12 protein-coding genes are annotated in these 15,309 nt (G+C 69.6%); 4 read left to right on the top strand and 8 right to left on the bottom strand.

Features of this window, described 5'->3' with window-relative positions:
- The first annotated feature begins 6 nt into the window (after positions 1–6).
- Positions 7–396 (top strand): peptide-methionine (R)-S-oxide reductase MsrB, encoded by a 390-nt coding sequence (msrB, locus tag KX816_20075; protein ID QXQ06416.1) that lies wholly within the window; start codon positions 7–9, stop codon positions 394–396.
- Here the strand turns inward: msrB and KX816_20080 are convergent.
- Entirely contained in the window at positions 359–2,080 is a 1,722-nt protein-coding gene (locus tag KX816_20080) for a DUF885 family protein (protein ID QXQ06417.1), read from the bottom strand. The genes msrB and KX816_20080 overlap by 38 nt on opposite strands.
- A gap of 86 nt (positions 2,081–2,166) precedes the next feature.
- On the opposite strand from KX816_20080, the gene KX816_20085 reads away from it, so the two are divergent.
- Complete coding sequence (locus KX816_20085) at positions 2,167–3,801, top strand: DEAD/DEAH box helicase (protein ID QXQ06418.1); 1,635 nt, start codon at positions 2,167–2,169, stop codon at positions 3,799–3,801.
- Between the two features lie 155 nt (positions 3,802–3,956).
- Entirely contained in the window at positions 3,957–4,823 is an 867-nt protein-coding gene (locus KX816_20090; protein QXQ06419.1) for a peptidylprolyl isomerase, read from the top strand.
- On the opposite strand, the gene maiA is transcribed toward KX816_20090, so the two are convergent.
- Positions 4,820–5,494 carry a maleylacetoacetate isomerase gene (gene maiA, locus KX816_20095; GenBank protein QXQ06420.1) on the bottom strand — a complete coding sequence of 225 codons (675 nt, stop codon included), beginning with the start codon at positions 5,492–5,494 and terminating at the stop codon, positions 4,820–4,822. The genes KX816_20090 and maiA overlap by 4 nt on opposite strands.
- Positions 5,491–6,495 (bottom strand): fumarylacetoacetate hydrolase family protein, encoded by a 1,005-nt coding sequence (locus KX816_20100; GenBank protein QXQ06421.1) that lies wholly within the window; start codon positions 6,493–6,495, stop codon positions 5,491–5,493. Before KX816_20100 ends, maiA begins: the two co-directional genes overlap by 4 nt.
- A gap of 155 nt (positions 6,496–6,650) precedes the next feature.
- On the opposite strand from KX816_20100, the gene KX816_20105 reads away from it, so the two are divergent.
- On the top strand, positions 6,651–8,891 hold the full coding sequence (locus KX816_20105) for a M28 family peptidase (protein ID QXQ06422.1): 2,241 nt from the start codon (positions 6,651–6,653) through the stop codon (positions 8,889–8,891).
- 215 nt (positions 8,892–9,106) lie between these two features.
- Here the strand turns inward: KX816_20105 and der are convergent, their stop codons facing one another.
- The 5 genes from der to KX816_20130 form a co-directional block, all read right to left on the bottom strand.
- Positions 9,107–10,516, bottom strand: a complete 1,410-nt coding sequence (der, locus tag KX816_20110; GenBank protein ID QXQ06423.1) for a ribosome biogenesis GTPase Der — start codon at positions 10,514–10,516, stop codon at positions 9,107–9,109.
- Positions 10,517–10,566: 50 nt separating this feature from the next.
- Positions 10,567–11,913 (bottom strand): PQQ-like beta-propeller repeat protein, encoded by a 1,347-nt coding sequence (locus tag KX816_20115; protein ID QXQ06424.1) that lies wholly within the window; start codon positions 11,911–11,913, stop codon positions 10,567–10,569.
- On the bottom strand, positions 11,913–12,638 hold the full coding sequence (locus KX816_20120; GenBank protein ID QXQ06425.1) for a tetratricopeptide repeat protein: 726 nt from the start codon (positions 12,636–12,638) through the stop codon (positions 11,913–11,915). The genes KX816_20115 and KX816_20120 overlap by 1 nt, the downstream gene beginning before the upstream one ends.
- Positions 12,639–12,739: 101 nt before the next feature.
- Positions 12,740–13,639, bottom strand: a complete 900-nt coding sequence (panB, locus tag KX816_20125) for a 3-methyl-2-oxobutanoate hydroxymethyltransferase (protein ID QXQ06426.1) — start codon at positions 13,637–13,639, stop codon at positions 12,740–12,742.
- A 67-nt stretch (positions 13,640–13,706) separates the two neighbouring features.
- Positions 13,707–15,281, bottom strand: a complete 1,575-nt coding sequence (locus KX816_20130; GenBank protein QXQ06427.1) for a PAS domain S-box protein — start codon at positions 15,279–15,281, stop codon at positions 13,707–13,709.
- Between the last annotated feature and the right edge of the window lie 28 nt (positions 15,282–15,309).

Consider the following 15,309-nt stretch of genomic DNA (forward strand, 5'->3'; position numbering starts at 1 on the left):
CCCCCGATGACCGACACCCCCACTATCCCCGTCCGTGACGACCAGCTCAGCCCTGAGGCGCGCCATGTGCTGCGCGATCATGGCACCGAGCGCGCCGGCACCAGCGAACTGAACTTCGAGAAGCGCACCGGCGTCTATCACTGCGCCGGCTGCGGCACGCCGGTCTACGACTCCGGTGCCAAGTATGACAGCGGCAGCGGCTGGCCGAGCTTCTTCCGCGAGATCCCCGGAGCCGTCGAGACCAGCGTCGACAAGAAGTTCGGCATGACCCGCACCGAGGTCCATTGCGCCAAGTGCGGCGGGCATTTGGGGCATGTGTTCCCCGATGGACCGGCGGAGACGGGGCTGCGCCACTGTATCAACGGCGTGGCGCTGGAATTCGAGGCGAAGGCTTGACCTTCGGGTCGCTCGGCTCGCTGGTCGCGAGGGGTAGAGCGGGCGTGATCGCCTGCTCCGCCCCGATCGCCTTAGCCTCGTCGTCGTTCCCCACCCACTGCCAGCGCACCATCGATGGCGGTATCATCCCGAAGCCGTTCAGCCCGTCGTAGAATTGCTTGACCGTGAATCCGGGCTTGGTCTCGAACAGTTCGTCGAACAATTTGTCGACCTGGTATTTGCCGGTGATGTAGCTGGTGCCATAGCCCGGCTGGCGCAGGTAGAGGCCCTGCTCGAACCCCACCAGCGGCAGCGTCGGGCTCATCCAGCCGTTGGGCGTGCGCGCCACCTGCATCGCCTGCGCCGCCTTGAGGTCGATTTGGTTCGCCTGCGCGTACAGCGACGCCAGCCCCCGCGCCGCCCGCTGCGCCGCCATGATCCACACCACCTCGCGCTCGCGCGGCGACACGTCGAACAGCCCGGCGTGAAGCATCATCTCCTCGTTCGCGGTGGCGAAGCCCTCCGACCGCGTGTCCCAGATATTGTACAGCAATGCGCCGCGCCGGATCGGATCGGGGTTCGGGTCGGTCCGCATCACTGCGAGGTCGAACCAGTGGTACCAGTGCATCCACAGCGCCAGCGGCGCGCGGTGCTGGACGATGGTGAAGAAGTCCTGCTTCTCGGGCGGGACATAATGCCCGATCTTCGCCAGCAGCGCCGGCGCCATGTAGTCGTGCACCGTGAAAATGTCGTTGTCGCGCGCGAAGTCGATGTAGCGCCGCACCGCTGCCTGGGCCTGGACCGTGTAGGCCGCCTCGTCCGCCGCACCGACCAGCGGCGGCAGGTCGCGGTGGTTGTGTTCCTCGAGCCGCAGCGCCGAGTGCGCCCGCCCGAGCTCGCGCTTGAGGATCGCGACCTCGCCGACCCAGGTCAGGGGCGAAAGCTGGACGTTCTTCAGGTACCAGTCGTAGTTCTCGATCCCGACCCCGGACGGCCCGGTCTTCTTCGGCGCCTCCGCGGTCAGCCACGCGATATACTCGGCGGTCGCCGCCTGCGCCTCGGCGACCGCCGCCTTCAGTTCGGGGCTGGCACCGGTGATCCTGGTCGCCAGCTCGTCGAGCCCGCTCGCCTGCTCGCCGACGCTGATGGTCCCCGAAGTCCACAAGTCGCGCGCGTTGCCGGTCAGGTTGCCGCGCGCCTGCCTGAGCAGCGGCGCGATGCCGTGCAGTTCGCCCGCCAGCTTCGCCTGCGCCGCCGCGTCGAGCGGGAAACTGTACTGCCACAGCTCGATCGGCGCATGGTGGACGGGGCCTTCATGGGCGGGCGTGTCGCTCTGCGAGGTCCACAGCGAGATGTAGAACGCCGGGTCGCGCTGCCATGGCTTGAGGACGTGGAGGTCGAAGTCGAGCCCGTTCATCTCGGCGCGGACGAGGTTCCAGTCGACCTGGTCCGCGACCGGCCAGCCGCTGCGATCAAACTTCGCCAGCCGCGCCTGCCAGGTCTTCAGCGCCGCCGCCTTCGCGGTCATCGCCGCCGGGGTGTAGTCGGGCGCGCCGTCGCGGGTCCCCGACGCCTCGAATACTCGCCACTCGGCGAACAGTCTGTCCAGCTCGGGTGGTCCCGCCAATACCGGGGAAGCCGCCAACATTGCCGCTGCCGCTAGTGTCCAGCCCCACGCCATTTGCCGCTCCCCCAGTGCTTTCATTGCTGTGCTATAGTCGACAATCGTACGCTGGCGCGCGTCAGGCAACTCCGCCTCACGCCCGCCCCATTCACCGTGTAGGCGACCTTATGCCCTTCAGTACCACACACCCCGCGCTTGCGAGCGCGTTGGTGGAGCGCGGCTATGCCGAGCCCACCCCCGTCCAGGCTGCCGTCCTCGCTGCCGACGCCACCCGCGACCTCATCGTCTCGGCTCAGACCGGCAGCGGCAAGACCGTTGCCTATGGCCTTGCGATGGCCGGCCCCCTGCTCGGCGAGGCCGAGCGCTTCGCCCGCGCCGGTGCGCCGCTCGCGCTGATCATAGCCCCGACCCGCGAACTTGCCCTGCAGGTCGCGCGCGAGCTCGAGTGGCTGTTCGCCGGAGCGGGCGGCGTCGTCGCCACCTGCGTCGGCGGTATGAACGTCCGCGACGAGGCCCGCACGCTCAGCCGCGGCAGCCACATCGTCGTCGGCACACCGGGCCGCCTGCGCGATCACCTCGAGCGCGGCAACCTCGCGACGACGGACCTCCGCACCGTCGTTCTCGACGAGGCCGACGAGATGCTCGACCTCGGTTTCCGCGACGACCTCGAGGAGATTCTCGACCAGGTCCCGACCGAGCGCCGCACGCTCCTCTTCTCCGCGACCCTGCCCAAGCCGATCCAGGCACTGGCAAAGCGCTATCAGCGCAACGCCGAGCGCCTCCAGGTCGGCAGCGCCGCCGAGGCGCACGGCGACATCGACTACCGCGCGGTCCGCGTCGCCCCGAACGACCTCGAGGCCGCGGTCGTCAACGTCCTGCGCTACTTCGACTCCGGTGCCGCGATGGTCTTCGCCGCGACCCGCGAAGGCGTCCGCCGCCTGCATGCCAACCTCGTCGAGCGCGGTTTCTCCGCCGTCGCCCTATCGGGTGAGCTGAGCCAGTCCGAGCGCACCCACGCCTTGCAGGCGCTCCGTGACCGCCGTGCCCGCGTCTGCGTCGCTACCGACGTCGCGGCGCGCGGCCTCGACCTGCCCGACCTCGGCCTCGTTATCCACGCCGAGCTGCCGCACGATGCCGAGGTGCTCCAGCACCGCTCGGGCCGTACCGGGCGCGCCGGCAAGAAGGGCGTCTGCGTCGTCCTCGTGCCCTACCCCAAGCGTCGCCGCGCCGAGGGCATGCTCCGCGAAGCCAACATCCGCGCCACATGGGAGGACGTGCCGACCGCCGCCGCGATCGCCGAGAAGGACGATGCCCGCCTGATCGACGAGATCGGCGAGGCCGGCGACGACACCGCCGCCGCCGAGGCGCTGCTGGCGCAGAAGGACGCGGTGGCGATCACCGCCGCATTGCTCCGCCGCTACCGCGCCTCGCTGCCTACCCCTGAGGAATTGACCGACACCGGCCCACCCCAGCGGGGCGAGCCCGAGGCGGCACGCGCGGGCTTCGAGGATGTCGTCTGGTTCCGGGTCAACACCGGCCGGGTCAACAACGCCGACCCGCGCTGGCTGCTGCCCTATCTGTGCCGCCGCGGCCACCTGACCCGCCGCGACATCGGCGCGATCCGCATTTTCGACCGCGAGACGCGGTTCGAGATCCCGACGCCCTTGGCCCAGCGCTTCGTGCAGGCGCTGAAGCGCACCGACGACGGCGACCCAAGTGTGATCATCGAGGCTGCCGGTGCTGCGCCAGAGCCGGCACGGCGTCCGCCGAGCCCGCGACGCGGACCGCCACCGCGCCGCTGAGGCGCGGCCGGCTTCAACGCATCGTCATCCCGGGCTCGACCCGGGACCCAGCTAACCCCGCACAGCGCCCTCGGGGTTAGCTGGGTCCCGGGTCGAGCCCGGGATGACGATAGCGCCCGGATGACAATGCAGTTCGATCCCCTACACTGGCCCACATGATCCTCCTCAGCCTTGCGCTCGCCGCCGCCGCACCGACCACCGCCGAAATCCTGAAGGACGCGCCCGCCGCCGCCTGGCTCGCAGTGCCGCCCGAGGACCTGCTCGTGGTCGACAGTGCCAAGGGGCGCGTCGTCATCCAGCTCGCGCCTTGGTTCGCGCCGGTGCATGTCGCGGCGATCCGCGCCCTCGCCCGCGCCGGCAGCTTCGAGGGTGGTGGCGTCGTCCGGGTCCAGGACAATTACGTCGTGCAGTTCGCCGCGAAGGAATCGCGCGACACGACACCGGGCGCCACCCCCGGCCCGACCGACTCCGCGCCCGGACCCAAGCTCGCCGCCGAATACGACTGGCCGGCTGGCAAGACCTTCACGGCTCTGCCCTACCGCGATGCCTATGCCGCGCAGGCCGGCTTCGACCGCGGCTGGCCGGTGGCACGGGCGGGTGGGCGCGAATGGCTGGTTCACTGCTATGCGATGGTCGGCGCGGGGCGGAACCTGGCCCCCGACACCGGCGACGGCTCCGAGTTGTACGCGGTGATCGGCCACGCGCCGCGCCATCTCGATCGCAACATGGCGGTCGTCGGGCGGGTCGTGCAGGGCATGGCGAACTGGAGCGCCCTGCCGCGCGGCACCGAGGAAATGGGCTTCTACAAGACCGAGGCCGAGCGCACGGTCGTCACCCGCGTCCGTGTCGCCAGCGATCTTCCGGTGGCCGAGCGCCCCCGCTTCGAGGTCATGGATACCGCCTCGCCGAGCTTCAAGTCGCTGATCGAGGCGCGCGCCAACCGCAGCGAGCCGTTTTTTGGCAAGCCCGCGGGCGGTGTCGACGTGTGCAACGTGGCGGTGCCGGTGCGATCCGTCCCCTAGCTGTCGGCCCCCGGCTGCCGCTCCGGCCGCGCCGCCTGGAACGCCGGCAGGGCGTTCAGCCGCTTGTCGATCTCGCCCAGCGCCGGGAAGCGCGCGACATCGGCCTGCGCACGCCGGGCGTTGTACAGCTGCGGCACCAGGCAGACGTCGGCGAGCGTCGGCGTATCGCCGAACAGGTAAAGCCCGGTCGCGCGTTCGGCCTGCTCCTCCAGCGGGGCAAGCCCGGTCTCCATCCAGTGCCGGCCCCAGTCGTCGATCCTCGCCTCGTCGTGGCCCATCTCGGCAGCGAGGTACTTCCGCACCCGGAGGTTGTTGAGCGGATGGAGGTCGGCGATGATGCCGAGCGCGGCACCGCGGATGCGCGCGCGCATGGCCGCGTCGCCAGGCAGCAGCTGCGGCTCCGGATAAGTCTCCTCGAGCCACTCGATGATCGCCAGGCTCTGCGCGATACCGGTCTCGCCGTCGATCAGGAAGGGGATCAGCCCCTGTGGATTGAGCATCGTGTAGCCGACCCCGGACTGCGCGCCGGTGCGGAGGTCGACCGGCTTCGAGGTATAAGCGAGGCCCTTCACGTTCAGCGCGATCCGCACCCGGTAGGCGGCGGACGAGCGCCAATAGTCGTAGAGGATGCGGTCGCTGGCTTCGGTACCGTCGTTGGCGATAGAATTCATGACGTTACGACTTCCTGTTCGATCGCCCCGAAGATGCTGTGGCCGCCGTCGCCCGGCATCTCGATTCGGATGGTGTCGCCGTACTTCATGAACGGCGTCGTTGGCGCGCCGCTGGCGATGGTCTCGATCATGCGCAACTCGGCGAGGCACGAATAGCCGACGCCGCCGTCGGCCACCGGCCGTCCGGGCTGGTCGCCGTCCTTGTTGGAGACCGTGCCCGACCCGATGATCGCGCCCGCGCCGAGGCGGCGGGTCCGCGTCACGTGGGCGATCAGCCGGGCGAAGGAGAAAGTCATGTCGACCCCGGCGTCCGGATGCCCGAACGCCTGGCCGTTGAGCGTCGAGGCCAATGGGCGGTGGAGCTTGCTGCCGCTCCACGCCGCGCCGAGCTCGTCGGGGGTGACTGCCACCGGCGAGAACGCCGTCGACGGCTTCGACTGGTAGAAGCCGAAGCCCTTCCCCAGCTCGCCCGGGATCAGGTTGCGGAGGGACACATCGTTGACCAGCATCACGAGCTTGATGTGGGCCCCCGCCTCGGCTTCGGTGCAGCCCATCGGGACGTCGTCGACGATCACCGCGACCTCGGCCTCGAAGTCGATCCCGTACGCTTCGTCGGGGACGACGATGTCACCGCGTGGCGGGGTGAAGTCGTCGCTGCCGCCCTGGTAGACCAAGGGATCGGTCCAGAAGCTGGCGGGCATCTCGGCCCCGCGGGCCTTGCGGACCAGCTCGACGTGGTTGACGTAGGCCGAGCCGTCGACCCAGTGGTGGGCGCGCGGCAGCGGGCTCAGCGCCTCGCGCTCGTGGAAGCGGTCGAGCGGGATCGCGGCGTGCTCGAGGTCCTCGGCCAGCAGCCGTAGCCGGGGTTCGACATGGTGCCAGTCGTCGAGCGCCGCCTGCAGCGTCGGCGCGATGTGCTGCGCGTCGGCACACCACGCGAGGTCGTGCGAGACCACCACCAGCCGCCCGTCGCGGCTACCCTTCAGCGATGCGAGCTTCATGGCGCGACGTCTCCCCAGCGGTTTCCGCCGGGTTAAACCGCGTGATCGGCGGCGGCAACAGGCGGTCCGGATGCCTTGGCTGGCAAGGCCGCCGTTCTGGCGTTGCGTCGCCCCGACTTTGCTGTGAAACACGCGGTAATCAAGGGGTCGAACCGATGCGCAGCCTGATTTTCACGAGCCTTGCCAGTGCGCTGGCGCTCGCCACAGCCGCCCATGCGGCCGCACCGGTCGGCCAGGCCGCGATCGAGGCCGCCTTCGATGCCAGCATCAGCGCCGCCGACCAGACCGCGTGGCTGAAGCGCATGTCGTCGGCCCCGAACCACGTCTCCAGCCCGCACGACAAGGTCAACGCCGAGTTCATCCTGTCGCAGTTCAAGGCGTTCGGCTGGGACGCGCACATCGAGGAGTTCAGCGTCCTTTATCCGCTGCCGATCTCGACCACCGTCGAGATGATCGCGCCTGAGCGGATCGTGCTGGGCGGGCAGGAGCCGCCGATTCCGGGCGACGCGACCTCGCAGGATCTGTCGGGCGCGCTGCCGCCGTACGTGGCGTTCCAGGGCGACGGCGATGTCACCGCGCCCCTGGTCTACGTCAACTACGGCATGCCTGACGATTATGCGGCGCTGGCCCGGCGCGGCATCGACGTGCGCGGCAAGATCGTGCTGGCGCGCTACGGTGCCGGCTGGCGCGGTCTCAAGCCTAAGCTCGCGCAGGAGCACGGCGCGATCGGCTGCATCATCTATTCCGACCCCGCCGACGACGGTTACAAGCAGGGCGACACCTATCCCAGGGGCGGTTCGCGCCCGGCCAGCGCAGTGCAGCGCGGCTCGGTCGCCGACATGACGACCTATCCCGGCGACCCGCTGACGCCCGGCATCGGCGCGGTTCCCGGTGCGAAGCGCCTGACCCGCGCCGCCACGACGACGATCCTGAAGATCCCCGTGCTGCCGATGTCCTACGCGGACGCCACGAAGCTGTTGTCTGCGATGGGCGGCGTCCGCGCGCCCGACAATTGGCAGGGCGCGCTGCCGCTGTCGTATCATGTTGGCGGCGAGGGCAGCGTGAAGGTCCACCTCGCGGTCAAGTCCGACTGGCAGCAGCGCACGCTGTACGACGTCATCGCGACGCTGAAGGGCGCGACGCTGCCCGACGAGTGGGTGGTGCGCGGTAACCACCACGACGGCTGGGTGTTCGGCGCGGGCGACCCGCTGTCGGGCAACGTCGCAATGATGTCGGAGGCGAAGGCGCTCGGCGGCCTGTGGGCGAGCGGGTGGCGGCCGGCGCGCACCATCGTCTACGCCAGCTGGGACGGCGAGGAGCCGATGCTGCTCGGCTCGACCGAATACGCCGAGACCCACGCCAAGGAACTCCGCGCCAAGGCGGTGATCTACATCAACACCGACGGCAACGGCCGCGGCTTCCTCTCGGCCGAGGGCAGCCACGCGTGGCAGCACCTGGTCAACGGCGTCGCCGCCGACGTCACCGACCCGCAGACCGGGGTCAGCGTTGCCCAGCGCCGCAACGCGGCGATCCTGAGCGGTGCGTACGACAAGCAGAGGGTGTCCGAGGATGATCTTGCCGCTGCCGAGAAGGGCGGCGACTTTCCGCTCGGCGCGCTCGGCTCGGGGTCGGATTTCTCGTCGTTCCTGCAGCACCTCGGCGTGCCGGCGCTCAACATCGGCTACGACGGCGAGGACCAGTCGGGCGGCGTCTATCACTCGGTCTACGACAGCTTCGACCATTTCACGAGATTCGACGACCCCGGCCTCGCTTATGGCGCCGTGCTGTCGAAGACCGTCGGACGGCTGGTCCTGCGGATCGCCGATGCGGACACGCCGCCGACGCGCTACGCCGACTTCGCCGACACCGTGGCGCGCTACCTGACCGAAGTGAAGAAGCTCGCCGACGACCGCCGGACCCAAGATGGCAAGCGGGCGAAGCTGCTTGCCGACAAGGCCTTCGCGCTCGCCAGCGACCCGCTTGACCCGGTCGCGGCACCCGCTGCGGAGTCGATGACCCCGGCAATCGAATTCGCGGGGCTCGAGAACGCGGTCACCCATTTGTCCGCCGCCGCCAAGGCCTATGACGCAGCCTACACGGCGCGCGGGGCCAGCCTGACACCGGCGGCGCGCACCCGGCTCAACGCCAGCCTGCGCGACATCGACCAGCTGCTGCTCGACGATCGCGGCCTGCCCGGCCGCCCGTGGTACCGCAACATGATCTACGCCCCGGGCCGCTTCACCGGTTACGGCGCCAAGACCCTGCCGGGCGTGCGCGAGGCGATCGAGGAACGCCGGTTCGCCGATGCCGATGCCTATGCGAAGATCACCGCCGCCGCCGTCGACCGCTATGCCACGCGGCTCGAGTCAGCGACGGCGATCCTCGCCAGCCGCTAGTCCTTCTCCCCATCCTTTTCGCGCAACGCCTTGATAATCGCCGCAACCGCCGTCAGCACCGCAGCGACGCCGACCAGCATCGAGCCATCCAACACCATCGGAATCACTCCTCCAACGCGGCTCATGTTCGGCTTTTGTTCTCCTGTAGGACAGTGGAATCTTCGTTCCGGTAGCGTGGTGCGTCACTCAGGACAAGTCACTCCAGGCGGCGGCGGTTAATCCCGGTCGAAAGGGTTCTTGCCGCCCCGGAAATTCAGCCGGATCGGCACGCCCTGAAACCCCAACTCGTCGCGGAGCCCGTTGACCAGGTAGCGGCGATAGCTTTCGGGCAACTCGTCGGTGCGGTTGCCGAAGACCACGAAGGTCGGCGGGCGGCTCGCGACCTGGGTGGCGTAGCGCAGCTTGATGCGGCGGCCGTGCGGTGCGGGCGGCGGGTTGCGGTCGAGCGCCGCTTCGAACCAGCGGTTGAGGGCGCTCGTCGAGACGCGGCGGCTCCACGCGTCGCGCGCCTCGAACGCGACCTTCATCAGCACATCGAGGCCCTTGCCGGTCTGGCCGCTGGTGGTCAGCAGCGGTACGCCCTTGATCTGCGCCAGGCCCTCGTCGAGCGCCTTGCGGACGCCCTGGAACAGGCTGCTCTGGTCGTGCGCCGCGTCCCACTTGTTGAGCACCACGATGAGGCCCCGCCCCTCCGTGAGCACCAGGTCGGCGATGCGCAGGTCCTGCGCCTCCAGCCCCAGCGTCGCATCGAGCAGCAGCACGACGACCTCGGCGAAGTCGACCGCGTGCTTGGTGTCGGCTGCGGACATGCGCTCGAGCTTCTCGACGACCTTGGCGCGCTTGCGCAGGCCTGCGGTGTCGATCAGCCGGACTTCGCGCATGTCGCCGGTAACAGAATCGGCCCATTCCCACGGAATCGCGATCGAATCGCGGGTGATGCCAGCCTCCGGGCCGACGACCAGCCGCGCCTCGCCGATCAGCTTGTTGATCAGCGTCGACTTGCCGGCGTTCGGGCGACCGACGATCGCGAGCTTGAGCGGCTCGGCGTAGCGGCGCGCGGCGGCGGCCTCGTCGCTGTCGTCGGGCTCGGTCTCGGGCTCGACGTTCGCTGCGATGATCGGGTCGAGCAGCGGCATCAGCGCCTCGTACAGGTCGGCGAGCCCCTCGCCGTGCTCGGCGGAAATCTGGATCGGCTCGCCGAAGCCGAGCGCATAACTTTCCGCAACCCCGCCCTCGCCGGCGCGGCCCTCGGCCTTGTTGGCGACGAGCAAGGTCGGGCGATCACGCTGACGCAGCCACTGCGCGAAGTGCCGGTCGAGCGGCGTCACGCCGGCGCGGGCATCGAAGACCAGCAGCGCCACGTCCGCTCCCGCCAGCGCCGCGTCGGTCTGGACGCGCATCCGGCCCGCCAAGGTCGCTGCGTCGGCATCCTCGAAGCCGGCCGTGTCGACGATGGTGAAGTCGAGGTCGAACAGCGTCGCGGCGCCCTCGCGGCGGTCGCGGGTGACGCCGGGCGTGTCGTCGACGAGCGCCAGCTTGCGCCCGACGAGGCGGTTGAACAGCGTCGACTTGCCGACATTGGGGCGGCCGACGATGACGACGGAAGGTTTAACGGGGGAGGACATGCGCCGCCTGTTAGCGGATTATGCCGATGCGGTCGAACCGGGCGCGCGGCCTACCGGTAGGCGGTCAACTTGCCGTCGTCGGTGAGCAGGTACACCGTGCCCGCCGCGACGATCGGCGGCAGATAGGCGGCGGCCTTCAGCTTGACCGACGAGATCAGCTTGCCGGTGTACGGCGACAGCGTCAGCAGCTCGCGGTTCGAGGCTGAAACCAGCAGGCGATCGGAGGCCAGCACCGGACCGGCATACTCGATCGGGCCGGTCTTCTTTTTCGCCTTCTGGAAGCGCGGCAGGCGGGTCACCCACTTGATCTTGCCATCGGCGCGGGCAGCGCACACGACTTCGCCGTCGAGCGTCACCGCATAGACGTAGTCGCCCGCAATCCAGGGCGTCGAGACACCCGCAAAGTTGCGCTCCCAGACCCGCTGCCCGGTCGAGAGGTCGATCGCCGCCATGCGACCGCCGTGACCAATCGCGAACACCCGGCCACGGTCGATGACCGGCGAGGCGTCGATGTCGGTCAATGCGTTGAGCGCCGTCGTCCGCCCGGTGCGGGCGAGTGCGTCGGTCCACACGGTGCGGCCATTCTCGGAGCGCAGCGCGTTCAATTCGCCGCTCGAATAGCCGACAACGATGGTGTCCTGCGCAAACGCCGGAGCGCCGCCGCCGAGCAGGCCCGCGACTTCGACGGTCCCGGCGACGTTCCAGACGGTCTCGCCCTTGTCGCCGCTGAGCGCGTACAACTGGTTATCCTGGGTCAGCGCATAGACCCGGCCGCCCGCGACCGTCGGCGCACCGCGGAACGGCACGCCAAGCGCGACCTTCCAGACCTGTGCGCCGGTCTTCGCGTCGAACGCCGCGACGACGCCGTAGCCGGTCGTCGCATACACCCGCCCGTCGCCGGCACTGACGCCGCCGCCGAAGGCTGCGTGGTCGTCCTTTTTCTTGATGGTGATCGGGGCCGCCCACTCCTCGCGCCCGGTGCCGGCATCGAACGCCCGCACAGTCGCCTGGGTATCCATCGTGAAGACGCGGCCGTCGGCCATCACCGGGGCAGCGTTCAGGCGGCGCGTGCTGTTGCTGCCGCGACCAATCGAGGCCGTCCACGCGACGCCGAGCGTATCGGCGACCTTGAGATGCCCCATCGCCTTCGACGGCGAGCCACCGGGCTGCGGCCAGTCGGCGTTGAGCTCGGGTGGCGGCAGGCGGACCGGAATGTCGGCGAGTTCGCTCTCGGCGTCGATGCGGGTCTCGAAGTCGAGCACCGGCACGCGCTCGCCGACCGTCGTCACCTTGGGCTTGCCACCCTTGAAAATCTTGCACGAGCTCAGCGTCATGGCGAGCGCCAGCGATAGCCCGATCGGTGCCAGGGCCCGGCCGAAAGTCTGGATGGCGCGCATCAGCGGGCTCCCTGCTGTGTCGCTGCGGTCGCGGGCGTTACCGTCCCGACGGGCGGCTTGATGTCGGCGCCGAGCGACCCCGCAAGCTGCTGGGCACGGCCGCGCAGCGTCGGCGGCAGCTTGGCGTCGTTGGCGATGTTGGCGAGCAGCGTGCCCGCCAGCGCCGGTTGCCCGGCCTTGAGGTGCGCGATCGCGGTCATTTCCCCGGCGACGCCGAACCACGGATTGCCGGGCACGCTCAGGTCCTTCAGGCGCGCGATCACGGTCGCGGGCGGCAGGGCGTCGAAGTTGAGCCGGGTCGAGCGGACCAGCGCCAGCTCGCGGAATGGCGGTGGCTGCTTGGTGTCCGCGGCGATGGCGTCATAGAGTACGGTCGCCTTCGCGGTATCGCCGGCCTGGATGGCGTTCGAGGCTTGGGCCAGCTTGGCGAGGACCGCGTAGCCGCCGGACGTGGCCGCCAGCCGGTCGAGGATCGGCGCGGCCTCGGGGGTGTTGCCGGTCTCCAGCTTGGCCTGCGCGCGCGAGAAATCCTCGCCGTCGACGCCGGCCGAGCGGACCTGCTCGGCCCGCCACCACAGGAAGCCGCCAAGCGCTGCGAGCAGCACCAGGACGCCGATCACGAGCCAGCGGCCCCAGCGCGACCACAGGGTGGTCAGCTGGGCGCGGCGGTATTCCTCGTCGACCTCGCGAATGAAGCTGTCGTCGGTCTCACCGGGCAGGGCCAAGGGGGTTCTTTCGGATGCGTAAGGGAGGCGGGCGCGGCGGACCTTAGCGATGCGCTGCGTTTCGCGCAAAACATAAGGTCAGGGGCATAACGGCGGGGCGATTAACCGGCGGCAACAGGGGGGGAGACCGCGTCGCCGGTTGCAGGCTTGGCAGCGTACAGCTCGGCCTCGCCCGGGAAGCTGCGGTCGCGCACGGCAGCCGCGTAGGTGGCGGCGGCGCTGTCGATGCGCACCGCGAAGTCATCGAAGCGGCGAACGAAGCGCGCCGTTCGCTCGAACATGCCGAGCATGTCGTCGATGACCAGCACCTGGCCGTCGCACGCCGCCGATGCGCCGATGCCGATCGTCGGGCAGGCCACCGCCTCGGTAATCGCCAGCCCGAGCGGCTCGACAACGCCCTCGACGACGAGCGCGAAACACCCCGCCTCCGCCACCGCGCGCGCATCGCCGAGGATCTTGGCGACGTCGGCATCGGAGCGCCCGCGCGCGCCGTAACCGCCGAGCACGTTGATTGCCTGCGGGGTCAGCCCGACGTGGCCGATCACCGGAATGCCGCGCTCGACGAGGAAGCGGATCGTCGGCGCCATCGCCGCGCCGCCCTCCAGCTTGACCCCGGCCGCGCCGGTTTCCTTCATGACTCGCGCGGCACTCTCGAAGGCTTGCTCCGGGCTGGACTCATAGCTGCCGAACGGCATGTCGACGACGACGACGCTGTGATAGCTGCCGCGCACCACGGCGGCGCCGTGCGCGCACATCATCTCGAGCGTCACGCGGACGGTGGTGTCGAGGCCGTAGATCACCTGCCCCAGCGAATCGCCGACCAGGAGCAGGTCGCAGTGCGCGTCGAGCAACTGCGCCATCCGCGCCGTGTACGCGGTCAGCATGACCAGCGGCGTACCGCCCTTCGACGCCGCGATGCGGGGCACCGTCAGCCGCTTCATCGGGGCTGGCGTCGGCGTCGCCCGGCTGGTCGCGGTGTCGAGGGTGAAGGTCGTGGACATCGTGGCGGTTTGCCCGAATTCGGAGGGCGGCGCTACGCCAGGGTCGGCCCGTGATGCTATGGCGGGTTCAGCCCGTGATGATCGCGCGCACCCGGTGCACCAGATCGTCGACGGTGAACGGCTTGGTCAGGACGTGCGTGCCGGGCAGGACGATGCCGCCGGCGATCACCGCGTTCTCCGCATAGCCGGTGATGAACAGGACTTTGAGGTCGGGGCGCGTGACGCGCGCGGCCTCGGCCATCTGGCGGCCGTTCATGCCCCCGGGCAGCCCGATGTCGGTGACCAGCAGGTCGATGCGCGCGTCCGACTGGAGCAGCTTGAGGCCCTCGGCCCCGGTCTCGGCCTCGATCGAGGCATAGCCGCACTCCTCGAGGATATCGGCGACGAGCATGCGGATCGTCGCCTCGTCGTCGACGATGAGCACGGTCTCGCCGGCCTCGGCGCGGGGCGCGTCGCTTTGCGCCGGCGCATCCGCCTCATCCGCCTCGCCGTAGTGCCGCGGCAGGTAGAGGCAGACCATCGTCCCTTGGCCGACTTCCGAGTAGATCCGCGCCTGGCCGTTCGACTGCCGCACGAAACCGTAGATCATCGACAGGCCGAGCCCGGTCCCGGAGCCGAGCGGCTTGGTCGTGAAGAATGGATCGAAGGCGCGCTTGACGACATCGGGGGCCATGCCGCTGCCAGCGTCGCTGACGCACAGCGAGACGTACTGGCCCGGCGTCAGGTCGCGCTCGGCGGCACCGCGCTCGTCGAGCCACTTGTTCGCGGTCTCGATCGTCAGCCGGCCGCCGCGGGGCATTGCGTCGCGGGCGTTGAGGCACAGGTTGAGCAGTGCGTTCTCGAGCTGGTTCGGATCGATGTTCGTCGTCCACAGCCCGCCCGCCCCGACCGACTCGACCATGATCGCCGGCCCCATCGTCCGGCGGATCAGCTCTTCCATCCCGGTCACCAGCCGCGACACGTCGGTCGGCCTGGGGGCTAGCGTCTGCTGTCGGGAAAAGGCCAGCAGGCGGTGCGTCAGCGCCGCGGCGCGCCGGGCGGCACCCTGGGCGGCGACGATGTAGCGGTCCAGATCCTGGATGCGGCCCTGCTCGACCCGCTTCTGCATCAATTCCAGGCTGCCGGTGATGCCGGTCAGCATGTTGTTGAAATCATGGGCGATACCGCCCGTAAGCTGACCGACGGCCTCCATCTTCTGCGACTGGAGCAGCTTCTCGTTGGCCTGTTCGAGCGCCAGCGCCGCCTCGCGCTTCTCGGTGATGTCGCGGGTGATCTTGGCAAAGCCGATGACCGCGCCGTCGTCGTCGAGGATACGGTCGACCACCGCATGCGCCCAGAACCGCGTGCCGTCCTTGCGGACCCGCCAGCCCTCGACCTCGGAGCGCCCGGTCGCGGTCGCGAGCGCCAGCGCCGACTGAGGCTTGCCGCCGGCGCGGTCTTCCTCGGTGAAGAAGCAGGCATAGCTCTGGCCGATGATTTCCGCCGCGCGATAACCCTTGAAGCGTTCGGCCCCGCGATTCCAGCTGGTGATGACGCCGTCCGGGTCCAGCATGTAGATCCCGTAGTCGGTGATGGCGTTGACCAGGCGGCGATACTGGCCCTCGTCGCCCGCATCAGCATCGAAGGGCTTGTTGGCGGTCATCGGCCCCTGCTTATGTCGGGAACGCCCA

It is taken from the genome of Sphingosinicellaceae bacterium (assembly GCA_019285715.1).
Classification (GTDB): Bacteria; Pseudomonadota; Alphaproteobacteria; order Sphingomonadales; family Sphingomonadaceae; genus Glacieibacterium.